Genomic DNA, 24,530 nt, shown 5'->3' with positions numbered 1-24,530 from the left:
CCTCGCGGGGGTAGCCAAGCGAGCGAAGAAGCTGAGGAAGCAAAGCGTGAAGAGAGTCAGTGCGGACGCCCCGAAAAAAGGAGCCCCCTAGCCGTTTTTCAACGCGAACTAGGGATTCCAATGCGCCCGCCACGTGCGCCCATTTAACGGCTGCTTTGGGTCGCGATCGCGACCAGGCGGTGAGCAGCCAGAAGCGGCCATTTCGGGGCTTGTGCGAGCGCCGTACGTGATAAGCTGCGACTTTCGGTCTCTGGGACCGTGACGCTCTGTCGTCTTTGCAATAGGATACGATCGCGAAGCGTTACCGTGGGTGTTTCGACTGGATGACGGAGAAGCGATGAAGATCCGCGAGATTCGACTCACAAATTTCAAGCGATTCACTGATACCACAATCACTGATATTCCCGTCGCGGCGCGGCTCATGTTGCTCGTCGGACCGAATGGGTGTGGCAAGTCCTCTCTAATCGACGCTGCCCACATGTGGCATCGGAATCATTGGGCGCAAAGCGGAAACTATGACGAAACTTACCACCGCAAACAGATACCTGGCGTAGCCGGGAACTGGCCAGACTTGGTGACCGTGACCTTCCATGATCCGCAACCTGCCACCGATCAACAGCGCCGGAGGACTGTCTACACACGCTCGGCCTATCGAAACGATCCTGAATTTCAGCTCGACAACCTCTCTCGCGTCACCCCCGCAGTGCAGGAATTCCGGATAAATCGCCTCATCGACAACGATCAAGCTGTGAGCCTCAATTACAGGCGACTGGTGTCGCAGGGATTTGAGGATGTCTATGAGCGTGCACAGCCCGGGCTCACCATCGGAGAATTCCGGGAGCGATCGATTGGAGAGATTCGGGACACGATGCAGCGAATGTTTCCTGGCCTTGTGCTCAATAGTCTCGGTAATCCTCTTTCGGGTGGGACATTCCGGTTCGACAAAGGCGACAGCAAGGCATTTCACTATAAGAATCTCTCAGGAGGGGAGAAGGCCGCGTTCGACTTGCTGCTCGATCTGTTGATCAAACGGCGCGAGTTTGATGATACGGTGTTCTTCATCGACGAGCCTGAGGCACACATGTCGCCAGGACTGCAGAGCGCTCTCCTCGACGAGTTGTTTCGCGCGGTCCCCGAAAATTCCCAGCTTTGGCTTGCCACACACTCAATCGGCATGATGAGAAAGGCTCGCGATCTCGCACAGGGCAATCCGGGCTCTGTGGTGTTTTTGGATTTCGATGGAGCAAACTTCGACTTACCACTGACGCTACGTCCCATTGAGCCGAGTAGACCATTTTGGAAGCGAGCTATGCAGATTGCTCTCGACGATCTTGCCGGCTACGTAACGCCAGAACGAGTCGTGCTCTGTGAAGGTGGCCGACTCGACGGTGGAACGGATTTCGATGCCGAGTGCTACAACGAGATGTTTCAAGCTGAATACCCGCATGTGGTGTTCCTAGGCGCTGGCAACGCAGATGACATTCAAAACGACCCTCGGGGTGTGGGAAGGCTACTGAGTGCCCTCGCACCCGGAGTGCGCGTTACCCGAGTAATCGACCGCGATGATCGAACGGATGAAGAGATTCACGCGTTGCAAACTCAGCAGGTACGTGTGCCCTTGCGCCGGACAATTGAATCGTACCTGTTGGACGATTCTGTACTGCAGAGTATGTGCGAGGCGTTCGGGCAGCCCGAGCTTGCGCCGCAGCTGGTAGAAGCAAAGGTGGAAGCCCTACGAAACAGCGTCGCTAATGGCGGCCCGGCAGACGACCTTAAACGTCCAGCCGGAGACATCTATAACGCTGCTAAGCGGCTATTCCCGACCCGCAAACTCGGGAGTGACAAGCGCGCATTCATGAAGGGGATTTGCGCGCCTCTTGTACGACAAGGGGCACCAACCTACGTAGCACTGCGGCGGGATGTCTTCGGCGAGTAGCAATGGATTTATTTGCGGTCCAGTATTGTGGCTTGCGAATGGCCGCTTTGGGTCGTTTCCTGAAATTGGCTTCGGACACTGCCTGTCGGATCACATCGAAACTACTACACATTATCCCATAGCTGTTATTAGCAGCTCTGGCCTTAGCATCCAGGCAATCGCCCAATCGCCGGATTCATTTCGCTCCAGACAAAGCATGCTGGCTGGCTCGAAAGCGACGAACCGAGAGCTGCTATTGCCACTCAGCAAATACGCCGCCATCCGTCCCATAAATGGCATATGACCAACAAGCAGCGAATCTTCTTGCCAGTTATTGATTTGTTTCGCCCAAGGTTCAACAGGATCGTTTGGATTTAAGCCGGTGGTCGCTTCAATCTTTGCACCCGCGGCCATCTTCGCGGCAACAATGTCGGCTGTCTCGCGCGCCCGCGTCTTTCCGCTGTGATACACGTGCTTAACGAGTATGTCGTGATTCCACACAAATTCAGCCAGGCGCTTTACATCTTCCAGCCCGCGTTCACTTAAAGGGCGGTCGGGATTTACTTCCTCAGGCAGGGCGTCGCCGTGCTGCAGGAGATAAAGTTTCATCAAAACTCAAAATCACATTCACTACGAACCCAACTCTTCCAGCAAGCTCACCAAATCCTCCGCGTGTTCTTCTTCCATCGCCAGGATGCCTTCCATCATGCGGCGGGTGGTGGGGTCGTCGTTGCCGAGGTAGGCAATCATTTCCCGGTAGCTGTCTATCGCAATCCGCTCGGCGACTAGGTCTTCCTTGATCATGTCAATCAGTGTTTCGCCCTCGACATATTCCGCATGGCTGCGGGTGAGCAGGCCCACCGGCGAAAAATTCGGCTCGCCGCCAAGCTGCACAATGCGCTGCGCGATCTGGTCGGCGTGTATCTGTTCCTCGTTGGCATGCTGCAGGAATTCCTGGGCGACGCTAGTCGCGTTGATTCCAGCAGCCATGAAGTGGTGGCGCCTGTAGCGCAGGACGCAGACGATTTCCGTGGCAAGCGCTTCGTTCAGCAGCTTGATAACGGTTTCACGGTTTCCCTTGTAGCCTGGAGTGACCGCGCCGCGCTCGATGTGCTGGCGGGCGCGCTTGCGCAGGGTTTTGATGTCGGTGAGAAAGGGTTTGTTTGCCACGATTTTCTCCAAAGAGTAAGGGGTAAATTATTATCTGGAGGTTAGCATATTTAGCGAGTGATTAGAGTAGTGATTTTCTTTAAATCTTGTTCGTGTTTATCCCCCTCACTCCTTCGACAAGCTCCCTTCGACTGGCTCAGGACAGGCTCTAACCCTCTCCCTCGGGGGAGGGAATTTAGTGGCTCTCCACGCTTTTACCGGTGCCGGCCGTTCCCTACATTTTCCCGCTGCCTGAAGGTTCTCTTTACCCGGCCCGCTTCATCGAAGCTCGCGGAAAAGATGCTGTTGTAACCCCAGAGGTCCCGGAAGCGATAATCCCAGGACACTTCGTTCAGGGCAGGGAATGTCAGGATTTGAAAGGGAGGACCAATCAGGTGGAGCACGTCGTCCTGGGTCAGATCCGCCTTGATTTGGGCGAAATGCTCTTCATCCAGCACTTGTTCGATCAATGCGAGCTTGCCGTCTGCATCAAACCGAACCAGGAAAGTTTCCACTCCCAAAGGTCCGCGCGGGTAAGCCCATGCGGGACCGTCGGGCGTTTCCCAGGTGGCGGCGGGCGCGCCCATTACCTCCCGGACCTCGGTTTCGGTGGAGATACCCGGCTCGAGCCCGCGGCCGCTGTACGATGCGCAGCCGGCAAGCAACGCCAGAATCGTCAAGCTGAATAATTCTGACTTGAACAAACGCACCATCTTTGCCACGCGACGAAGATTGGGGATCGACAGAATTTTACTCTTTCGCGGTGGTTATGCACTTAACCGGAAGGCAAGTGTCGTCAACCTTGGCCGGCTATCGCCGGTTTTGCAGCCTGCAGCGGGTCAGTAGCCGTAGAATTCCTCGGATCGCATGGCGGCCTCGGCCACTCCGATGTCTTCCAGCATCTTCTGCATCGCCATGGTCATCGCCGGCGGCCCCGCAAAGTAATAAAACGGACTCGCGAGGTCGGGCAGATGGCGTTCCAGCATGTCGCGCCGCATGAAGCCGGTTTCGCCCGACCACGGCGCCGATGACTTCTCCGGCTCGGTCATAGTCGCGATCAGCCGGTAGTTCGGGTTCACCTGCTCCATTTTCTGTAGCTCGTCCATGAAGGCCGCGTCTTCGGACCGACGGTTCGAATAGAAGAGATAAAGGCGATGCGGCAGCCGCTCCTTCGCCGCACGCCGCGCCATTGAAAGGAACGGCGTGATGCCGATACCGCCGGCGAGAAACACGGCGGGACGAGCCGGATCGTCATGCAAGACCATCTCACCGTTCGGTCCGTCGATCTTGACCGTTGTTCCAATCGAAGCCGACTTCAGCACGCGCTTGAACGCGGTGTCGCGCATACGCGTGGCAATGATCAGGTCGGATTCGTGCGGCGCGCTGGCGATGGTGAAGGTGCGGCCATCGCCCTCGCTGTCGGTTTCCGGCGGGTTGATCAGCGTCATCATCAGCGACTGCCCAGCTTGATGCCGAAACCCGGAGGGCTTGGCGAAATAAAATGCCATCGTGCCTTCCGCCACAGTTTCCCGCCGTGCCAATCGCGTTTCACGAACCGCCATGATCAATCCCGCTTGATTTCAGATTATGTTGCGCCAGACAAGGACGAGACTGGCCCGAGTCCGTGTCGGCCGCGGGCCGAGCACCGTTGTGTCTGCAGCAGCGACTACTGTTCAGAACGTGCGTATCCCCGGAAAATCGTCGGCGTGCTCGTGGCGTTTGCCCGCGTCATCGTACCAGTAAAACCGGTTGGCCTCTTCGTCTTTGGTGAGCTTATGCGATCCATCACAGAATGGTTGATTCTTTGACAGGCCGCAGCGGCAGAAATATTTTTCCTCGCCGCCAACAACAAGCTTGTAAGGTCCGGTGTGAGTGCGTTTTACAATGCGTGACATCGCGATCTCCTTTTCCGCTTTGGTCACGGCGCTTGTTGCGGCACCACGCCATTCCAGAGCGGTTATCATGTTGTCAATCGGGTAGGCGCGTCATGGCGCAAGGGGTTACGCGCTGCGCGCAAACCCTATTGTGAAGCGGTCATGATGCTTTGATCAATGTGTCCTCTGTAAAGTGACACTCGGCCCGATCGGGGCCGGAACCCTTCATGTCACAGGCGGCTCGCCCATTACCTCCCGGACCTCGGTTGCGGTGGAGATACCCGGCTTGAGCCCGCAGCCGCTGTACGATGCGCAGCCGGCAAGCAGCGCCAGAATCGTCAAGCTGAGTAATGCTGACCTGAACAAACGCACCATCTTTGCCACGCGACGAAGATTGGGGTCAATAGAATTTTACTCTTTTGCACTTTCCTTCGCCCATGTATCCCGCAGCGTGACGGAGCGGTTGAAGACCGGCTTGCCGGGTTTGGAATCCACACGGTCGGCGACGAAGTAGCCGCTGCGCTCGAATTGAAAATGCGTTTCGGGTTTGGTATCGGCAAGCAGCGGCTCGAGTTTGCAGGATTTCAGCACTTCGATGGAATGGGGATTGAGGAATTCCTTGTAATTCTTGCCGCCCGCGTCGGGGTGAGGGTGGGCAAAGAGCCTGTCGTACAAGCGCACCTCGGCTTCAAACGCATGCTTGGCTGACACCCAGTGGATATTGCCTTTGACTTTGCGCGTTTCCGCTCCCTCTGTGCCGCTTCTGGTTTGCGGATCGTAAGTGCAATGAATTTCCTCGATTTCGCCTTTTGAGTTCTTCACCACGCTCACGCATCTCACCAGATAGGCGTAACGCAGCCTGACTTCGGCGCCGGGCGAAAGACGAAAATAACCTTTCGACGGATTCTCCATGAAGTCGTAGTGCTCGATGTAGAGCACCTTGGAGAACGGCACTTTGCGCTTTCCCAGTTCCGGCATTTGCGGATGGTTCGGCGCTTCGCACTCTTCCATTTCGCCCTCCGGATAATTGTCGATGATGAGTTTCAGCGGCCGCAGCACGGCGGTGCGGCGCGCGGCGCGCACGTTCAAGTCGTCGCGCAGCGCTTCTTCCAGCATGCTCATGTCGATCCAGGAATCCGCTTTGGAAACGCCGATGCGCTCGCAGAACAGGCGGATGGATTCCGGCGTGTAGCCGCGGCGGCGCACGCCGACCAGCGTGTTCATGCGCGGGTCGTCCCAGCCGTCCACATAGCCGCCTTCCACCAGTTCAATGAGCTTCCTCTTGCTCATCACGGTGTAAGTGAGATTGAGCCGGGCGAACTCGATCTGCTGCGGCAGCGGCCGCTTGAGCACGTCGAAATCCGCGAGTTTTTCCAGCACCCAGTCGTAAAGCGGCCGGTGGTCTTCGAATTCCAGCGTGCAGATGGAGTGGGTGATATTTTCCAGCGCGTCGGAAATGCAGTGGGTGTAGTCGTACAGCGGGTAAATGCACCACTTGTCGCCGGTGCGATGATGTGCTGCGTGGCGGATGCGGTAAATCGCGGGGTCGCGCATGTTGATGTTGGGCGAGGCCATGTCGATCTTGAGCCGCAGCACATGCGCGCCGTCGGGAAACTCTCCCGCTTTTATGCGGCGGAAGAGCTCGAGGTTTTCCGCAACCGGGCGATCGCGGTAGGGGCTGTTTTTTCCCGGCTCGGTCAGCGTGCCGCGGTGTTCGCGGATTTCATCCGCCGAGAGGCTGTCCACGTAAGCGAAGCCTTTGTTGATGAAAAGCTCGGCGAATTCGTAGAGCCTATCGAAATAGTCGGACGCGTAATAAAGATGTTTGCCCCAGTCGAAACCGAGCCAGTGCACCGAGTCGAGGATGGAATCCACGTATTCCTGCTCCTCCTTGGTCGGATTGGTGTCGTCGAAGCGCATGTGGCACACGCCTTTGTAATCGCGGGCGAGGCCGAAGTTCAGGCAAATCGATTTGGCGTGGCCGATGTGCAGATAGCCGTTCGGCTCGGGCGGAAAGCGCGTCTCCACCCGGCCGCCCCACTTGGAGGCGGCATTGTCCTCGTCAATGATGTTGCGGATGAAGTGGGTCGCGGGAGCTTCGGGTTTGTTTTTAACTTTTTCGTTGGGCATGGGCTTTTGCTGGCTTTAGGTTCGTTGGGGAAACTTATTTAACACAAACTTTTATGAAAATTAAAGAAAATTTCCTGCATGGAACCGGTTTCATGGATCGGATTTTTGGTTTTCCCCCGCCCGCGCCGGAAACCGATTCTAGCTTTTATCAAGCATTTTATCCTAGTTTGATTTAGTTAAATTTTTTGCTAGAATGGCGACGGAACACATAAAACTATAAGGAAATGGGCTGTCGAGCCCATTTTTTGTTGGTGGTGCCGCTTATGGATGTGCGCGAAATAGTGGAGCCGACGGTCAATGGCCTGGGCTACGAGCTGGTGGACATGGAAATGTCCAACCGGAACAAGATGCTGCGGGTGTTTATCGACAAGGCGGGCGGAGTCAACGTGGACGATTGCGCGCGGGTGAGCAATCATCTGAGGCACCTCTTTGCGGTAGAGGGTTACGATTACGACCGGCTTGAGGTGTCTTCGCCCGGGCTGGACCGGGTGCTGAAGAAGGACGCCGACTTTATGCGGTTTGCCGGCGAGAAAGCGCAAATCAAGCTGCGATTGCCTCTTGAAGGGCGAAGAAATTTTGTGGGCGTGCTGCGGGGCGTAATTAACGGGTGCCTGCAGTTCGAAGTCGAGGGAAAACTCCTGTCGCTGGAGCTAGCGAACCTGGAAAAGGCCCGGCTGGTGCCGGACCTATAGTTTGGAGATGGTGTTATGAGCCGTGAAATTTTGCTGCTGGTGGACGCGCTGGCGCGCGAGAAAAACGTGGACAAGGATATTGTCTTCGGCGCGCTGGAGCTGGCTTTGGCGTCTGCCACGAAAAAACGCTTTAATGAAGACGTGGATGTGCGCGTGTCGGTGGACCGCGCCACCGGTGATTATGTGTCTTTCCGCCGCTGGCAGGTGGTGACTGACGAAGAGTTCGAGGCGCCTTCGCGCCAATACATGCTGGCCGAAGCACAGGAGGAAAAACCGAACATCCAGCTGAGCGAATACATCGAAGAGCCGCTCGAGCCGGTGGAATTCGGCCGCATCGGAGCGCAGACTGCGAAACAGGTGATTTTACAGAAAATCCGCGACGCCGAGCGCGAGCAGATTCTGAACGACTTCCTGCTAAGGAAGGAGCATCTGGTTACCGGCGTCATCAAGCGCATGGAGCGCGGCAATGCCATGATTGAATCCGGCCGCATCGAAGCGATGCTGCCACGCGAGCAGATGATACCCAAGGAAAACCTGCGCGTTGGCGATCGCGTGCGCGCTTATTTGATGCGCGTGGAGCGCAGCAGCCGCGGACCGCAGTTGCTTTTGTCGCGTATCGTGCCGGAATTCCTGGTGAAACTCTTCGAGTTGGAGGTGCCGGAAATCGAGGAAGGCTTGCTCGAAATCAAAGCCGCCGCCCGCGATCCCGGTTCGCGCGCGAAAATCGCGGTGAAGGCCAATGACCCGCGCATCGACCCCATCGGCACCTGCGTCGGCATGCGGGGCTCGCGCGTGCAGGCGGTGACGGGCGAATTGGCCGGCGAGCGCGTGGACATCATTCTGTGGTCCACCGATCCGGCGCAGTTTGTGATTAACGCGCTGGCGCCTGCCGAGGTAAGCAGCATCGTCGTGGACGAAGAAAAACACAGCATGGATATCGTGGTCGATGAGGAGAATCTGGCGCAGGCGATTGGCCGCAGCGGACAGAATGTGCGGCTCGCGTCCGAATTGACTGGCTGGGAGCTCAACATCATGACGGTCGAGGAATCGCAGAAGAAGAGCGTGGAAGAAACGACCGGCGTCAAGAAGCTGTTCATGGAGCGGCTCGACGTGGACGAGGAAGTCGCCGGAATCCTGGTGCAGGAAGGTTTCAACACTCTCGAGGAAGTGGCTTATGTGCCGCTCACTGAAATGCTGGAAATCGACGCTTTGGACGAGGAGACGGTCAATGAACTCAGGAGCCGCGCGCGCAATGCCCTGTTGAACGAAGCAATTGCCAGCGAAGAGCAGGTGGAGCACGGCGCCGAGGATTTGCTTAACCTTGAAGGCATGGACGGCCAGACGGCGCGCATGCTCGCCGCTAAAGGGGTGACGACCGTGGAAGGACTGGCCGATCTGGCGGTGGATGATTTGCTGGAAATCACCGGCATGGATACCGAACGCGCGAAGAAGCTGATTATGACGGCGCGCGCGCCGTGGTTCGTATGAGAAGGTAAACTCGAAACGCAGGGAAGCGCATGGCACAGATGAACGTAGAGCAATTTGCGCGAGAGCTGAAGCTGGATCCTTCACGCTTGATCGAGCAATTGCAGGCGGCGGGGGTCGACAAGCAGCAGGCCGAAGACCTGCTTACCGAGCAGGACAAGACTCAGCTGCTGGAATACCTGCATCGCATGCACGGCGCAAAAGACCAGAAAAAGAAAATCACGCTGACTCGCCGGCAGACTTCGGAAATCAAGAAAGCCGACAGCACCGGCAAGGCGCGCACGATTCAGGTGGAAGTGCGCAAAAAGCGCGTGTTCGTGAAGCGCGACGAGTCCGCCGAAGGCGAAGGACACGACGCCGCGCCAATGCTGGATGCCGAGCAAGTTGCGCTGCGCGAGGAAGAAGCGCGCAAGCAGGCTGAGCTGATCGCAAGGCAAAGCGAGGCATTGCGCGAGAAGCAGGAAAAAGGGCAAAAGCGCAAGCAGCCTGAAGCGAAAACCGAAGCGCCGGAGCAGAAACAGGCCGCCCCCGTGCCCGGAACCGAAGGCACGCTACACAAGCCGGCGATGACGCCGGAAAAAGCCGCCAAGGCGGACAAGAAAACCAGGAAGCAGAGACAAGTCATTTGGCAGGAAGAGACTGCCCGCAGACGCACCATCAAGACCAGGGGTGATTTCGCCGGCGGCCAGGGCTGGCGCGAGCGCAAGGGACCCAAGCCCAGGCAGCCGCAGCCGGAAGGCCAGCCCCTGCAGCCGCACGCGTTCTCCATGCCCACCGAACCGGTGGTGCACGAAGTGCCGGTACCGGAAACCATCACCGTTGGCATGCTGGCCCAGAAAATGTCGGTGAAGGCGGCGGAAGTCATCAAGATCCTGATGAACATGGGCACGATGGTCACCATCAACCAGGTGCTCGACCAGGATACCGCGATGGTTGTGGTCGAGGAAATGGGCCACATCGCCAAGCGTGCCAAGCTCGACGATCCCGAATCGTTCTTGAGCGCAGAAGAGCAGCCGCCGCAAGAATTCCCTCAGCAGCCGCGTGCTCCGGTGGTGACGGTGATGGGGCATGTGGACCACGGCAAGACGTCGTTGCTCGACTACATCCGCCGCACCCGCGTGGCGAGCGGCGAAGCCGGCGGCATTACCCAGCACATCGGCGCGTACCACGTTGAAACGCCGAAAGGCACCATCACCTTCCTTGACACGCCCGGACACGAAGCGTTTACCGCGATGCGCGCGCGCGGCGCGAAAGCCACCGACATCGTGATTCTGGTGGTGGCCGCCGATGACGGTGTGATGCCGCAGACGATTGAAGCCATTCACCACGCCAAGGCGGCGAAAGTGCCGATCGTGGTGGCGATTAACAAAATCGACAAGCCGGAGGCCAATCCCGACCGCATCAAGCAGGAACTGCTGGTGCACGAAGTGTTGCCGGAGGAATACGGCGGCGAAGCGATGTTCGTCCAGGTTTCCGCCAAGACCGGGCAGGGGATAGACCAGCTTCTGGAAGGCGTGCTGCTGCAAGCCGAGGTGCTGGAGCTCAAGGCGGCCAAGGACGGTCCCGCCAAGGGCTTGGTGATCGAGTCGCGCTTGGATAAAGGGCGCGGTCCGGTGGCGACGATACTCGTGCAATCCGGCACGCTCAAACGCGGCGATATATTGCTCGCGGGTGCGGTATTTGGCCGCGTACGCGACATGTTCGACGAAGCCGGGCGCACCATACAAGAGGCTTGGCCTTCGATTCCGGTGGAAATCCAGGGTTTGGCTGGCGTGCCGGTCGCAGGCGAGCCGGCGCAGGTACTGGGGGACGAGCGCAAGGCGCGCGAAATCGCGCTGTTTCGACAGGGCAAGTTCCGCGATGTGAAGCTCGCCAGGCAGCAGACGGCGAAGCTCGAAAACATGTTCGAGCACATGGGAGAGGGGCAGGTGAAGACGCTCTCGCTCGTCATCAAGGCCGACGTGCAGGGCTCCTACGAGGCGCTTACCCACGCGCTCTCGAAACTTTCCACTGGCGAAGTCAAGGTCAACATCATCCACAGCGGTGTCGGCGCGATTACCGAATCCGACGTCAACCTGGCGTTCGCGTCCAAAGCCGTGGTGATTGGCTTTAATACCCGCGCCGACAGCACTGCCCGCAAGCTGATAGCCAGCATCGGCGTGGATGCGCGTTACTACAACATCATTTACGAGGCGGTGGATGAGATAAAAGCCGCGCTTTCCGGAATGCTCGCCCCCGAACGCAAGGAAAACGTCATCGGGCTGGTGGACATACGCCAGGTGTTTCGCATTTCGAAAGTCGGCACGGTCGCCGGCTGCTATGTGCTGGAAGGGCTGGTCAAGCGCAATTCGCCGGTGCGGGTGCTGCGCGACAACGTGGTGATCCACAGCGGCGAAATCGAATCGCTGAAGCGCTTCAAGGATGACGCGCGTGAAGTGAAAGCCGGTTTTGAGTGCGGCCTGTCGCTCAAGGGTTACGACGACATCAATGTCGGCGACCAGCTCGAGGTTTATGAGGTTGTCGAAGTGGCACGAACGTTGTAGAGAGTTGAGTGTTGAGAGTTAAGTGTTTTGAGTTTACTCTGAACTCTGGACTTTCGACTCTTAACCAGAATTTGTCATGCACAAGGATTACCCCCGCAGCCGCCGTGTCGCCGAGCAAATCCAGCGCGAACTGGCGGAAATCGTGCGGCTGGAATTGAAGGATCCGCGCGTGGGCATGATTACGCTCACCGGCGTCGAAGTCACTCCAGATTACGCCCACGCCAGGATATTTTTCACCCAGCTTGGCGAATTAAAACCGGAAACGCTTCAAGGCTTGCAACGCGCGGCGGGGTTTTTGCGCAGCCAACTGGCGCAGCGGCTTAAAATGCACGCCGTGCCGCAGCTGCATTTTGTCTACGACACTTCGGTGGAGCACGGCGTGCGGCTTTCCAGCCTGATTGACCAGGCCATCGCAGAAGACAAAAGGCATCCGTCTTAAGGAACCTCTGATTAAATCCCACGCAGTTGCGACGGTGGCTTTCCGGGAGGCCCGCCGTAGCGTTGCGCCTCGGAACGTGCGCAGTGAAGGCGGGCCAAGAGCGCTCGCGCCGCGGTCGCATCCCCGAGAGGGGCCCCTGCTCCGCGCTTTGCGAGCGCATGCGCGAAGCGAGGCGTAACCAAGGGTTACTCCCCTTGGCAAGCCGAGCGACAAAGCAGACCGCCCGGAAAGGCGCCCCGGACTCGGTCTCGCGAAGCGTGGTGCGGGCAGGGGCGCAAGTTGCCGCAAGCAACACCGTAAAACGGGGCGCTCGTGTTGCCACTCCCGCACACAAGCCTTCGGCTACCGTGTCGCGGCAGCCGTCCCTCCGGGTTGCGGTAAAATGCGGTGTCTGCGTCGTGCTCGCCGGAGCGTGGAGCCTCGGCACGTGCGAACGCGGAGGCGAGCGCTTGGCCCGCTTCACTGCACAGCTTCTCAGGTTCGACGCTGCGCGGGCCCTCCTCGGTGTCGTAGTCCCGGCTACGACCTTCGTCGCGCGCCTCGCATCCATCCGCATTTTGCCAGCAACGCAATCTGCGGAGGACTTAATCAGAGGTTCCCTAATTCATCTTGCAGACCACGCGCGATAAGAGAGCCATCAGCGGCGTTATTCTCCTCGACAAGCCGCGGGACATTACTTCCAATTCGGCTTTGCAGAAGGTAAAGCGGCTGTTTCAGGCGGTCAAAGCCGGGCATACCGGCACGCTGGATCCGCTGGCGACCGGTCTCTTGCCGATTTGCCTGGGCGAGGCGACCAAATTTTCACAAAGCTTACTCGACGCAGCCAAAGCCTATCGAGCGGTGGTCAAGCTCGGACAGACCACCACTACCGGCGATGCGGAGGGAGAAATTACTTCAACCCGGAACGTAGCGGTTTCCCGCCCGCAAGTCGAAGCGGCGCTCGAGCGCTTTATAGGCAGCACCCGCCAGACGCCACCGATGCATTCGGCGCTGAAGCATCAGGGCCAGCCGTTGTACGTGCTGGCCCGGCAGAGGAAATCGGTTGAACGGTCGCCGCGGCAAATTCAAATTGCGTCTTTGCATCTCGAGGCGTTTGCCGCTGATGCGCTCACGATTACGGTTTGCTGCAGCAAGGGGACCTATATCCGGGTACTGGCCGAAGACATCGGTGGGGTTTTGGGCTGTGGAGCTTATCTGCAGGCGTTGCGCCGCCTCGGTGTGGGGCCTTTCAGCCTGGAGCAGAGCGTGACGCTTGCTCAACTTGAGGCGATGAGCCTTGAAGAACGGGATGCAAGACTGCTGCCAGTGGACGCCCTGTTGTATGGTTTGCCGGAAATTTGCCTGGATGAATTGTCATCCGGTTGTTTTCTACGCGGCCAAGAAGTGGCCAAAGATGATTTGCCCGTAGCGGGCTTGGCAAGAATTTATGATATAAGACAACGGTTTATTGGAGTAGGCGAAATCACGCAGGAGGGCAGGGTTCGCCCCAAACGCGTGTTGGCGAGCGGCGCTTTAAAATAAACCGGGCCTGGAATCAGGCGAATTGAATCAGTGGAGAAAAACCATACTTACTTGAGCAACCAAGCGATTAAAAGGTAAAATGAGATGTCTTTGGATTGGAGAGAAAGCAATGGCTGTGAGTACCGCACAAAAAGCGCAAATTTTGAAGGATTATCAAACAGTCAATGGCGATACCGGCTCCACGGAGGTGCAGGTTGCGTTGTTGACCGTCCGCATCAACGATCTGACCGACCATTTCAAGACGCACGTCAAGGATCACCATTCCCGCCAGGGGCTGCTGCGTATGGTCAATCGCCGCCGCAAGTTGCTCGATTATCTCAAGGGCAACGATGCGGAGCGCTACCGCACCCTGATCGAACGCCTCGGCTTGCGCAAATAGCTCTGCCCGCCGCCATTCCGGCGCCGCTTGGGTTCACGTAGAACTTCGCAAAGGATAACGTGCCTTGAAGCACATCAAGAAAAGTTTTAGTTACGGCCAGCATCAAGTGACGCTGGAAACCGGTGAAATCGCCCGCCAGGCCACCGGCGCGGTGATGGTCAATATGAACGACACGGTGGTGCTGGTCACCGTGGTGGTCGCCAAAGAGGCCAAGCCAGACCAGGACTTCTTCCCGCTCACGGTTGATTACCAGGAACGCACCTACGCCGCCGGAAAAATACCCGGCGGTTTTTTTAAGCGTGAAGGCAGGCCCTCCGAGAAGGAGACGCTGACCTCGCGCCTCATAGACCGGCCGATCCGGCCGCTGTTTCACGACGGCTTTTACAACGAAGTGCAAATCATCGCCACCGTGATGTCCTCCAACAACGAAGTGGATTCGGACATTCCGGCGATGCTCGGCGCTTCCGCCGCGCTGGCGATTTCCGGCATTCCCTTCCACGGCCCCATCGGTGCGGCGCGCGTGGGCTATATCAACGGCGAATATGTATTGAATCCCACGGCAACACAGTTGAAATCCTCGTCGCTGGACCTGGTGGTGGCGGGAACCGAGCAGGCGGTGCTGATGGTGGAATCGGAAGCGCGCGAGCTTCCCGAGGACGTGATGCTCGGAGCGGTGGTGTACGGCCACAAGGAAATGCAGACGGCGATCCGGGCCATCAACGAACTCGTAGACGAAACCGGCGTACCGCTGCCGGACCAACAGCCGCCGGCGAAAGACGAGGCGCTGATTGCCGAGGTTACCGAGCTTGCCGAAAACGACCTGCGCCACGCCTACAGCATCAGACAGAAGCAATCGCGCAGCGCTAGAATTGATGAAATCTGCGCCCGAGTTGTGAATCAACTCAACGGCGAAAATACCGATCTCGCCCGCGAGAACCTGCTTAAGACCATCATCGGCGATCTGGAAGCGAGAATCGTCCGCAACCAGATTCTCAACGGCGAGCCGCGCATCGACGGCCGCGACACCCGCACCGTGCGGCCGATTACCATCCGCACCGGCGTGCTACCCCGCGCTCACGGTTCGGCGCTTTTCACCCGCGGGGAAACCCAGGCAATGGTGACGGCGACGCTGGGCACCGCGCGCGACGGCCAAATCGTCGACGCGCTGCAGGGCGAATACACCGACCGGTTCATGCTTCATTACAACATGCCTCCTTACGCTACCGGCGAGACGGGCCGCGTCGGCTCACCCAAGCGCCGCGAAATCGGCCACGGCCGGCTGGCGAAGCGCGCGTTGATCCGAATGCTCCCGGCCGAAGAGGAATTTGGTTACGCGGTGCGCGTGGTCTCCGAAATCACCGAGTCCAACGGTTCCAGCTCGATGGCTTCGGTGTGCGGCGGCTGCCTTGCGCTGATGGATGCCGGCGTGCCCATCAAGGCGCATGTCGCGGGCATCGCCATGGGGCTCATCAAAGAGGGCAACCGTTTCGCCGTGCTCACCGACATTCTGGGGGACGAAGATCATCTGGGTGACATGGATTTCAAGGTGGCGGGAACGGAAAAAGGCGTCACCGCTTTGCAAATGGACATCAAGATTCAGGGTATCACCAAGGAAATCATGCGCGTCGCGCTGAATCAGGCGCGCGAAGGGCGCCTGCATATTCTGGAGCTGATGAAGCAGGCGCTGCCCAATCCCCGTGAGGAAATCTCCGCTTACGCGCCGCGCATCATGACCATCAAGATCAAGCCTGAGAAAATCCGCGACGTCATCGGCAAGGGCGGCGCGGTCATCCGCGCGCTTACCGAGGAGACCGGCACTTCAATTGATATTGCTGAGGACGGCACGGTCACCATCGCCTGCGCCGCTTCCGAAGGCTGTCTTCTGGCGAAGAAACGCATCGAGGACATCACCGCTGATGTTGAAGTCGGCCGAGTTTATCAAGGCACGGTGCTGAAGCTTCTCGATTTCGGGGCAATCGTCAGCGTGCTGCCGGGCAAGGACGGCCTGCTGCACATTTCGCAAATCGCTAACGAGCGCGTCAACAGCGTGGCCGATCACTTGAAGGAAGGGCAAACCGTAAAGGTCAAAGTGCTGGAAGCAGACGATAAAGGGCGTCTGCGTTTGAGCATGAAAGCCGTGGCCGCGGAAGAAGCGGCGCATTAAGGTATGGCACTAAGCAGAAAATAAAAGGGCGGCCACCGACCGCCCTCTTATTTTTTCTGCCCTGGGTAAGGCTTATTTGGCCACTTGCTTCTCACGTAGCTCATCCAGTGTCTTGCAGTCGATGCAAAGTGTCGCGGTCGGCCGCGCTTCGAGACGCTTTAGACCGATTTCCACTCCGCAGTTTTCGCAATAGCCGTAATCGCTCGCGTCAATTTTACCGATGGTTTCGTCAATTTTCTTGATGAGCTTGCGCTCCCGATCGCGGTTCCTAAGTTCAAGCGTCATGTCGGATTCCTGGCTGGCGCGGTCATTGGGGTCGGCAAAAATCGTCGCCTCGTCCTGCATGGTGTGGACAGTACGGTCAATGTCTTGACTGAGCTCATGTTTCAGAGCTTCCAGGATTTTGCGAAAGTGCCCAAGCTGCCGCGGATTCATGTATTCCTCACCCTTTCTGGGCACGTAAGAGGTGAACTGTTTGTGTAATTCTGTAGGCATTTTCTCATGCATCCGTTACAGAAAAACGTTTTAATATCAGAAATTGGATTATACCGCAAGTTCCATTCAGTACCTTGATTTTTCTCCATGTAACGCATTGACCTTTATGGGCACCGAGAGTATATTTACGCGCTTCCGGGGTGTAACGCAGCCTGGTAGCGTGCCTGCTTTGGGAGCAGGATGTCGGGAGTTCAAATCTCTCCACCCCGACCAAATCTTAAACCCGGTTTGTAAAGTAGCCAGCTGGCTGAAGGAAGATGCTACTGTGCCCGTAGCTCAACCGGATAGAGCACCAGCCTTCTAAGCTGGGGGTTGTGGGTTCGATTCCCGCCGGGCACGCCAAATATTCAGCCAAAACGCTGCCAGCTTTTTTATCAATGGTGGACGTAGCTCAAAGGTAGAGTCCTGGATTGTGATTCCAGTTGTTGTGGGTTCGAATCCCATCGTCCACCCCATAAATTTAATTACTCGTCCTTTCTTGGCGCGCAACAGACGCTGTTTCTCGCGCTGCCATTCGCGCTGTTTTTCCGTTTCGCGCTTGTCGCTTGTTTCGCCTTTGTGAAGCATTTTGAGACTTTGTCCAGTGGATAATCGCCTACGTTTTTACGAGTTTGAACTTTCTGCCGTTCTCCACGTAATCAAATCTGCAGCCGGTAAGGGCCGGCTGAAGAGGTACCCCTGAGCGCCGTCACCACAGCCTCGATCACGCAGGAAAGCGAGTTGTGCTTCGGTTTCCACGCCTTCCCCAATCACGTTGAAATTCATGCTGTGTCCCAGGGTAAACACCGCCTGGGTAATCGCCGCATCATCGGGGCCGATGTTGATATCATGCAGGAATGACTGGTCAATCTTGAGTCGGTCTACCGGGAACCGCTTGAGGTGGTTCAAGCTGGAATAGCCGGTGCCAAAATTATCAATCGAGAGCCGCACACCCAGGGTTTTCAACTTCTTCAGGGTGGTAATGTCCGCTTCCGGGTTATTCATGATCAAACTTTCTGATAATTCCAATTCCAGATATCGGGCCTCCAGCCCGGTGTCAGCCAACGCTGTGGTTACAGATTTAACCAGGTCTTCCTGCCTGAACTGGCGTGCGGACAGGTTGACTGCAACACTGACAGCGGGCAGACCTGCGGCCTGCCAGGCCTTATTTTGCGCGCACGCAGTGCGCAGCACCCACTCGCCGATTGGAAGAAAAAGCCCGGTCTCCTCGGCGAGCGGGATAAACTTGGCCGGCGGGACCATGCCCAACTCGGGATGGTTCCAGCGGATCAGTGCTTCCATACCGATAATCCGTCTGCTCCGGATGTCCACCTGCGGTTGGTAATGAAGCTTGAATTGCTGCAGCTTCAACGCCTGGCGCAGTGAACCCAGCAGCGCAACGCGTTCCTGGGTTTGAGCGCTCATCTCCAGAGTGTAGAATTGGGCACCGTTCCGCCCCAGGTTCTTTGCCCGGTACATGGCGGTATCCGCATGCATGAGCAGCGTGTCTAGATCCTGGCCGTCGCTCGGATAAAGGCTCGCGCCGATACTGGCCGTTATGCACAGTTCGCGGTTGTCCACCGTGAGTGGACGCGAAAACAGTTCCAGTATTTTGCGCGTGACCCACACCGTGTCTTCCGGATTTCTGAGCGACGAGAGCAGGATAACGAATTCGTCTCCCCCGAGCCGCACCACCGTGTCGCCTTCCCGCACCAATTTTCTGATTTCCTGTGCCACCGTCTTAAGCACTGAATCCCCCAAAGGATGGCCGTAGCTGTCATTCACTAACTTGAAGTGATCAAGGTCAATGAAGAGCAAGGCGAATGAGCGCCCTGTGCGCCGTGCACGGGTTATTTCCTGGGCGAGGCGGTCAGTGAGCAGGTTACGGCTGGGAAGACCCGTGAGATCATCATGGGTCGCGAGATATTCAATCTGATGCTCGCGCTTTTTGCGTTCGGTGATGTCGCTTTTCACGCCATCAAACCTGACCGCGCGTCCATCTGTATCCAGAACCACATGCGCGCGATCCTCCAGCCAGCGCTCTTCACCGTCAGAACGGATGATGCGGTACTCCAGGGTCAGCACTTCCTCTTTGATCAATTGCGGCAGCATCCCCGCAACGATCTTACGGTCGTCGGGATGCACCATAGCGAGCCAGAGGTCCTTGTTCTTGTAGAATTCTGCCGCTGGGAGTCCGTACAGCTTTTCTACCGCAGGGTTAAGGTAGAGGGTCTCATAAGTCGACGTCGAAATGGACCAGATGACATTGTCAATGGATCCCAGGATGCTGTTTAGCTTTTCCTCTGAGGTGGCTTGGCCAAGCGAAGGGGATTCCGCCAAAACTCGGGTCACCGCATGCTCATGCACCAAGCGTCTTTCCATTAACTTGCGCTCGGTGATATCGCGCATGACCACATGGGCTGCCGGGTTGCCCTGAAAGACAAAAGGTACCGCCGTCACCTCCACCTCTACCGTTGATCCGTCAAGGCGGAGAATTTTTTCTTCAACAAGCGGTACTTGCTTTCCTTCCTCCTCAAGCCGGCGGATGTGCTCCTTGAATATCTCCCGAAATTCAGGATGGATGAAGTCATACACCGGCTTACCAGTAACTTGTTCTGCGCTGGTGGCACCTAAAATCCCTAGCCCGGCGCTATTCACAAAGACGAATTTGCCGTCGCGCTGAATGAAAATTCCGTCTGATGCCATTTCTACCAACATGCGGTAGCGCTGTTCGCTTGCTAATAGGGATTTCTGTATACGCTCCCGCTCCCTGCGCACGGTGGCTTCGCGGAGTTCACGCTCGACTACAGGGATTAACCGAGTGAGATCTTGCTTGATCAACAAATCGTGAACTCCGGATCTCATCGTTGCCACAGCGGTATGTTCGCCTACTGTCCTCCCCAAGACGACGATAAAAGGCAGGTCAATCCCGCTGGTTTTCAGGCGCTCCAGAGCAGCAGTCGCGCTGAGGGACGGCACTGAAATGTCGGAAATTACACAATCCCATTCCTGCGTACGAAGCATCTCTTGCATCGCCGCAGCAGTGTCCACCCTTTCAAATATTGGGTCGTAACCGCCACTGCGCAATTCCCGTACTAGCAGCGATGCGTCGTCTTCCGAGTTCTCGACGATCAAAACGCGCAGTGGGGTGCCCATCGACTACCTGCCTCTCTCAGGTTGTGTACCGTTCACCGATATAACTGTACCAGTTTTTGTGACACGAACACTCTACAAAAGAATTTAGTTAAACCTAAGGGAAGGGGAAAACGTGGGAATTGGCGTGTGTTAGCGGTGCTGTGCTAGGGAGGGTGTCCCAATAATCAAAAAGTTAGAGAATAAACTTCAACTTTTCATTCATTGGTTGGCGGTTTGAATTTGCGACAACCAGTCTTTTCCAGTCCAAGTCGGGAGAAAATATGACTGGATGAAATAGCCTTTTTACGCGATTAACACGCTTGCCAGTGCCCAGAATTGCCCTGGTTGGGGAGCCACGGGAACTAGAACCAACGTAACCATCACGTAACCACTTTTAAGCTTTGTGAAACTTTTTAAGGCTGTCTGGTATTAATTTGGAAATGGCGAGTATTGCAAGGCACTGATTAATAAAATACCCTAATCCTATGGTCCAGTTGTGATTCCAGTTGTTGTGGGTTCGAATCCCATCGTCCACCCCATCATGGAACCTCTGATTAAGTCCCACGCAGTTGCGGCGGCGGCTTTCCGGGATAGCGCCGCCGCAGGCGGGGCCTCGGCACGTGCGATCCGGAGGCAGCGCAGCGCTCGCTCCCCTGCGCACTTACGAAGCGCGACGGTCCGCGAGCGTACACGCGAAGCGAGGCGCCGCCAAGGGTCAGCCCCCTTGGCAAGCCGAGCAACAAAGCAAGACCACCCGGATAAGCGCCCCGAACTCGGTCTCGCGCAGGGCGCGTGGACACGTTACTGGCAAAGCCAGCTGTTTGCGGGAAGCGCCATTGGCCCGCCTCCCGCTCCGGATGGCTCCGCCAACGCCGTGTCGGCGGGCCTGGTGCGGGCCAGGGGCGCAAGCTGCCGCAAGAATCACTGTTAAACGGGGCGCTCATGCTGCTGCTCCCGCACCCCAGAGCTTCGCTCACTGTGTCGTGGCAGCCGTCCCTCCGGGTTGCGGCAAAATACGGTGTTTGCGTTGTGCTCGCCGGAGCGTGGAGCCTCGGCACGTGCGACCGCGAAGGCGAGCGGTTGGCCCGCTTCACTGCACAGCTTCGCAGGTGCGACGCTACGAGGGTCCTCCTCGGCTTCGTAGTTCGGGCTACGATCTTCGTCGCGCGCCTCGCATCCATCCACATTTTGCCAGCAACGCAATCTGCGGAGGACTTAATCAGAGGTTCCTTAAACTCATCCTTTCTTGTCTTGGCGCGCAACAGACGCTGTTTCTCGCGCTGCCATTCGCGCTGTTTTTCCGTTTCGCGCTTGTCGTGCTGTTTTTTGCCCTTGGCGAGCCCGATTTCCAGCTTGATTTTGCCGCGCGTGTAATGAATGTCGAGCGGCACCAGCGTGTAGCCGGCGCGCTCTACCTTACCGATCAGCTTGCCGATTTCCTCCGTGTGCAGCAGCAGTTTGCGGGTGCGCGTAGGGTCGGGCGTGATATGGGTTGATGCGGTCGCCAACGGACTGATATGGCAGCCGATGATGAAAATCTCGCCTTTGCGCACCACGACATAGGCTTCCTTGATCTGGCAACGGCCGGCGCGAATCGCCTTGACTTCCCACCCCGCGAGGACCATGCCCGCCTCGTATCTTTCTTCGACGAAATAGTCATGGAAGGCTTTTTTGTTCTGAATGACACTCATGAGGAGGGCGGTTTGCTAAAATTCTGTGAATTTTATCAGCTTTTGGAATTCGATGACCCGCGTTGAGCGAATCGTGCTGGTTCCGTACACCGCGCAACAGATGTTTGCGCTGGTGGACGGAATTGAGAACTACCCGCAGTTCCTGCCCTGGTGTTCAGGAACATTGGTCACGCGCCGTGATGATAAAGTTACTGCCGCAACCCTGCATATCAACTATCGTCGCTTGAAGCTGAGCTTTGCGACCGAAAATACCAAGGAGATGCCGCGCCTGATTGAAATGAAACTAGTCAAGGGGCCTTTTCGCCATCTCGAGGGCGGCTGGCGTTTTATTGAGCTCGGAGGGGAAGGCTGCAAAATCGAATTTCAGCTGCAATATGAATTTTCCAGCAAACTTGTGGAGAAGCTGCTGAGTGGCGCGTTTCAGCATATCGCCGACAGTTTTGTGGACGGCTTCATCAAGCGTGCGGAAAAGATATATGCCAAGTAATGAGATCGCGATCCGGGTGGTTTACGCCGCGCCCCTCAACCGGACGGTTGTAGAGCTGCGGCTGGCGAAAGGTGCGACTGCAGGCCAGGCCATAACGCAATCCGGAATTCTGCAAAAACACCCCGAAATTAACCTCGCCAAGAATGGTCTCGGGATTTTCGGCCGGCACGTCGATGCGGGCGCACTATTGCGCGATGGCGATCGCGTGGAAATTTACCGTCCCTTGATTACGGATCCGAAAGAGGCCCGCCGGCGGCGGGCGCAGGCGAATAAAAGAGTCAGGAAATAATCCGGGTTATTTTCTCGGGTTGCACCAGGAATCCACGCTTTTTTGCGCATTTGCGATTTCCTGCCCGCGTTCATTATCGTCGAGGTATACGCGCTCGCCTTTTTCATTATATTTGACGACGCGCTGCCCCGACTGCAGGGACTGAAGACTGCTGCGCGCGTGTTCGCAGTTTTGCTGGCGTCCTTTGGCTTCGGCCAGCACTTTTTCTTCTTTTGCGTGTTTTTCCTCGGCCTCCACCTGGCGCTTGCGGAATTCCGCGTCCTGTTCGATGTAGGTTTTGGGACCGGCTGCATTAGGCGCGGCATTCCCCGCGCCAGAAGCTCCGGAACTGCCCGGCGGTGTTCCGGATTTGTTGCTCAGGCTTTGTTCTTTGACGGCGCCCGGAGGCGGTTGATCGGAATAGTGGACGGTGCCGTCGGAATCAACCCATTTATAGACATCGGCGGACGCAACTACTCCAGACAAAAGCGACAGGATGATCAGGCTCAATAAACGCGGCATGTTCAGCTCCGGTAGCAACCAAACAGACTTAAGTGTATGCCAATCGGCCGGCCGGGAGTAGTGCATATGTCACATTCGGCCTCTGCGCCGGGTTGACGGCGGCGGACGCAAGGCGTCTCATATTTGCCGCCCATCCGAGGCTTACGTATAATAGCTCTTTGCAAAGGAAAAAACATGCGGGTCGCCAAAAAAGCATTAACCTTTGACGACGTTCTTCTCGTTCCCGCCCACTCGACCATCCTGCCGCGCGACGTCGACCTCACCACGCAACTGACCCGCACCATCTTCCTCAACATCCCGCTGCTTTCCGCGGCGATGGATACTGTGACCGAAGCGCGCCTGGCCATCGCGGTGGCGCAGGAAGGCGGCGTCGGCGTCGTGCACAAAAACATGCCGCCCCAGGCGCAGGCGGCAGAAGTGGCAAAAGTCAAGCGTTTCGAGAGCGGCGTGGTGAAGGACCCCATCACCATCTCCCCGGAGATGAAAGTGGGCGAAGTGATGAAACTCACCGAGCAGCACAAGATTTCCGGATTGCCGGTCGTAGAAGGCTCCAAAGTAGTGGGCATCGTGACCAACCGCGATCTGCGATTTGAAACGAACCTCGCGCAACCGATCAAGAGCATCATGACTCCGCGCGAGCGCCTGATCACGGTGAAGGAGGGCGCAAGCCGCGAAGAGGCGCTGAAGCTCATGCACCAGTACCGCCTGGAGCGGGTGCTGGTGGTGAATGACCGTTTCGAATTGCGCGGGCTGATCACCGTGAAAGACATTCTCAAATCGAGCGAACACCCTTATGCCTGCAAAGATGAACTAGGCCGCTTGCGTGTCGGCGCGGCGGTGGGCGTTGGCGAAGACACCGAAGAACGGGTGGAATGCCTGGTTGAGGCGGGCGCTGACGTAGTTGTGGTGGACACCGCCCACGGCCATGCGCAGGGTGTGCTGGATCGCGTGAAATGGGTGAAGAAAAATTTTCCCGCGACCCAGGTCATTGGCGGCAACATCGCCACCGCAGAAGCGGCGAAAGCGATGGTGGATCACGGCGCCGATGCGGTCAAAGTCGGCATCGGCCCGGGATCGATCTGCACCACCCGCATCGTCGCGGGAGTGGGCGTGCCGCAAATTACCGCGATTCAGGATGTGTCCGAAGCGTTGAGGAACGCCGGGATTCCGGTGATTGCCGACGGCGGCATTCGCTATTCCGGCGACATCGCCAAGGCAATTGCCGCCGGGGCGCATGCAGTGATGCTGGGCGGCTTGTTTGCCGGCACCGAGGAAGCGCCTGGTGAAATCGAGTTGTTCCAGGGCCGCTCCTACAAATCCTACCGCGGCATGGGTTCGCTGGGCGCGATGCAGCAGGGCGCGGCCGACCGTTATTTCCAGGATCCCGAAATGAACGCCGACAAGCTGGTGCCCGAGGGCGTGGAAGGGCGCGTACCGTATAAAGGCAGCGTGGTGGCGGTAATGCAGCAGTTGACCGGGGGCCTGCGCGCCAGCATGGGCTATGTCGGTTGCCGTACCGTCCCCGAAATGCGCACCAAAGCCCAATTCGTCGAAATCACTTCCGCGGGCATACGCGAGTCGCATGTTCACAATGTGCAGATCACCAAGGAAGCGCCGAATTATAGAATCGAGTGAGAGTGAAGAGCGAGGGGTGAGGAGTAA

General features: G+C 57.3%; 20 protein-coding genes, 3 tRNA genes and 1 pseudogene. 14 read left to right on the top strand and 10 right to left on the bottom strand.

The annotated features are described in order from the left end of the window. Positions 1–337 precede the first annotated feature (337 nt). Positions 338–1,936, top strand: coding sequence for an AAA family ATPase (locus VHE58_00950; protein ID HVS25871.1), 1,599 nt, complete (start codon positions 338–340; stop codon positions 1,934–1,936). 111 nt (positions 1,937–2,047) lie between these two features. Here VHE58_00950 and sixA read toward each other — a convergent pair whose 3' ends face one another. The 6 genes from sixA to VHE58_00920 all read right to left on the bottom strand — a co-directional run bounded on the left by sixA (position 2,048) and on the right by VHE58_00920 (position 7,068). Then, positions 2,048–2,524 carry a phosphohistidine phosphatase SixA gene (gene sixA / locus VHE58_00945; GenBank protein HVS25870.1) on the bottom strand — a complete coding sequence of 159 codons (477 nt, stop codon included), beginning with the start codon at positions 2,522–2,524 and terminating at the stop codon, positions 2,048–2,050. A 21-nt stretch (positions 2,525–2,545) separates the two neighbouring features. Then, positions 2,546–3,085 carry a ferritin-like domain-containing protein gene (locus VHE58_00940; GenBank protein HVS25869.1) on the bottom strand — a complete coding sequence of 180 codons (540 nt, stop codon included), beginning with the start codon at positions 3,083–3,085 and terminating at the stop codon, positions 2,546–2,548. Positions 3,086–3,279: 194 nt separating this feature from the next. Further along, the gene (locus VHE58_00935) at positions 3,280–3,786 is read right to left on the bottom strand and encodes a hypothetical protein (GenBank protein ID HVS25868.1); all 507 of its coding nucleotides are present in this window, start codon (positions 3,784–3,786) and stop codon (positions 3,280–3,282) included. 117 nt (positions 3,787–3,903) lie between these two features. After that, the gene (locus VHE58_00930; GenBank protein HVS25867.1) at positions 3,904–4,626 is read right to left on the bottom strand and encodes an FAD-dependent oxidoreductase; all 723 of its coding nucleotides are present in this window, start codon (positions 4,624–4,626) and stop codon (positions 3,904–3,906) included. A gap of 111 nt (positions 4,627–4,737) precedes the next feature. Beyond that, entirely contained in the window at positions 4,738–4,959 is a 222-nt protein-coding gene (locus tag VHE58_00925; protein ID HVS25866.1) for a CDGSH iron-sulfur domain-containing protein, read from the bottom strand. Between the two features lie 390 nt (positions 4,960–5,349). Next, positions 5,350–7,068 (bottom strand): glutamine--tRNA ligase/YqeY domain fusion protein, encoded by a 1,719-nt coding sequence (locus VHE58_00920; GenBank protein HVS25865.1) that lies wholly within the window; start codon positions 7,066–7,068, stop codon positions 5,350–5,352. Between the two features lie 263 nt (positions 7,069–7,331). Here VHE58_00920 and rimP point away from each other — a divergent pair, with 263 nt between their 5' ends. From rimP to pnp, 7 genes are all read left to right on the top strand, one after another. Next, positions 7,332–7,760 carry a ribosome maturation factor RimP gene (gene rimP, locus VHE58_00915; protein ID HVS25864.1) on the top strand — a complete coding sequence of 143 codons (429 nt, stop codon included), beginning with the start codon at positions 7,332–7,334 and terminating at the stop codon, positions 7,758–7,760. Between the two features lie 15 nt (positions 7,761–7,775). Then, the gene (nusA, locus tag VHE58_00910) at positions 7,776–9,248 is read left to right on the top strand and encodes a transcription termination factor NusA (protein ID HVS25863.1); all 1,473 of its coding nucleotides are present in this window, start codon (positions 7,776–7,778) and stop codon (positions 9,246–9,248) included. Between the two features lie 29 nt (positions 9,249–9,277). Beyond that, positions 9,278–11,788 (top strand): translation initiation factor IF-2, encoded by a 2,511-nt coding sequence (infB, locus tag VHE58_00905; GenBank protein HVS25862.1) that lies wholly within the window; start codon positions 9,278–9,280, stop codon positions 11,786–11,788. Positions 11,789–11,864: 76 nt separating this feature from the next. After that, positions 11,865–12,227 carry a 30S ribosome-binding factor RbfA gene (gene rbfA, locus VHE58_00900; protein ID HVS25861.1) on the top strand — a complete coding sequence of 121 codons (363 nt, stop codon included), beginning with the start codon at positions 11,865–11,867 and terminating at the stop codon, positions 12,225–12,227. A gap of 609 nt (positions 12,228–12,836) precedes the next feature. After that, positions 12,837–13,748 carry a tRNA pseudouridine(55) synthase TruB gene (gene truB / locus VHE58_00895; protein HVS25860.1) on the top strand — a complete coding sequence of 304 codons (912 nt, stop codon included), beginning with the start codon at positions 12,837–12,839 and terminating at the stop codon, positions 13,746–13,748. A 109-nt stretch (positions 13,749–13,857) separates the two neighbouring features. Beyond that, on the top strand, positions 13,858–14,127 hold the full coding sequence (rpsO, locus tag VHE58_00890; protein HVS25859.1) for a 30S ribosomal protein S15: 270 nt from the start codon (positions 13,858–13,860) through the stop codon (positions 14,125–14,127). A gap of 64 nt (positions 14,128–14,191) precedes the next feature. After that, a complete protein-coding gene (gene pnp / locus VHE58_00885; protein HVS25858.1) occupies positions 14,192–16,291 on the top strand; it encodes a polyribonucleotide nucleotidyltransferase in 2,100 nt (699 codons plus the stop codon). A 72-nt stretch (positions 16,292–16,363) separates the two neighbouring features. Here pnp and dksA read toward each other — a convergent pair whose 3' ends face one another. After that, positions 16,364–16,726, bottom strand: a complete 363-nt coding sequence (dksA, locus tag VHE58_00880) for an RNA polymerase-binding protein DksA (protein ID HVS25857.1) — start codon at positions 16,724–16,726, stop codon at positions 16,364–16,366. 196 nt (positions 16,727–16,922) lie between these two features. Here dksA and VHE58_00875 point away from each other — a divergent pair. The 3 genes from VHE58_00875 to VHE58_00865 all read left to right on the top strand — a co-directional run bounded on the left by VHE58_00875 (position 16,923) and on the right by VHE58_00865 (position 17,241). Next, positions 16,923–16,999, top strand: a tRNA-Pro gene (locus VHE58_00875). Positions 17,000–17,051: 52 nt separating this feature from the next. Beyond that, a tRNA-Arg gene (locus VHE58_00870) sits at positions 17,052–17,128 on the top strand. A 38-nt stretch (positions 17,129–17,166) separates the two neighbouring features. Beyond that, positions 17,167–17,241, top strand: a tRNA-His gene (locus VHE58_00865). A gap of 148 nt (positions 17,242–17,389) precedes the next feature. Here the strand turns inward: VHE58_00865 and VHE58_00860 are convergent. Continuing rightward, positions 17,390–19,921 carry an EAL domain-containing protein gene (locus VHE58_00860; protein ID HVS25856.1) on the bottom strand — a complete coding sequence of 844 codons (2,532 nt, stop codon included), beginning with the start codon at positions 19,919–19,921 and terminating at the stop codon, positions 17,390–17,392. Between the two features lie 1,235 nt (positions 19,922–21,156). Then, positions 21,157–21,591 (bottom strand): annotated as a pseudogene (gene smpB / locus VHE58_00855) (SsrA-binding protein SmpB). Positions 21,592–21,643: 52 nt separating this feature from the next. Here smpB and VHE58_00850 point away from each other — a divergent pair. Continuing rightward, a complete protein-coding gene (locus VHE58_00850; GenBank protein HVS25855.1) occupies positions 21,644–22,078 on the top strand; it encodes a type II toxin-antitoxin system RatA family toxin in 435 nt (144 codons plus the stop codon). Then, positions 22,068–22,367, top strand: a complete 300-nt coding sequence (locus VHE58_00845; protein ID HVS25854.1) for an RnfH family protein — start codon at positions 22,068–22,070, stop codon at positions 22,365–22,367. The genes VHE58_00850 and VHE58_00845 overlap by 11 nt, the downstream gene beginning before the upstream one ends. 6 nt (positions 22,368–22,373) lie before the next feature. Here the strand turns inward: VHE58_00845 and VHE58_00840 are convergent, their stop codons facing one another. Continuing rightward, a complete protein-coding gene (locus tag VHE58_00840) occupies positions 22,374–22,868 on the bottom strand; it encodes a DUF4124 domain-containing protein (protein ID HVS25853.1) in 495 nt (164 codons plus the stop codon). A gap of 174 nt (positions 22,869–23,042) precedes the next feature. Here VHE58_00840 and guaB point away from each other — a divergent pair, with 174 nt between their 5' ends. Continuing rightward, a complete protein-coding gene (gene guaB, locus VHE58_00835) occupies positions 23,043–24,503 on the top strand; it encodes an IMP dehydrogenase (protein HVS25852.1) in 1,461 nt (486 codons plus the stop codon). Positions 24,504–24,530: the final 27 nt, after the last annotated feature.

It is taken from the genome of Burkholderiales bacterium (assembly GCA_035543335.1).
Taxonomy (GTDB): Bacteria; Pseudomonadota; Gammaproteobacteria; order Burkholderiales; family JAHFRG01; genus JAHFRG01.
The sequence above is the reverse complement of the archived record's forward strand: the minus strand, read 5'-3'. Positions and strand labels throughout refer to the sequence as shown.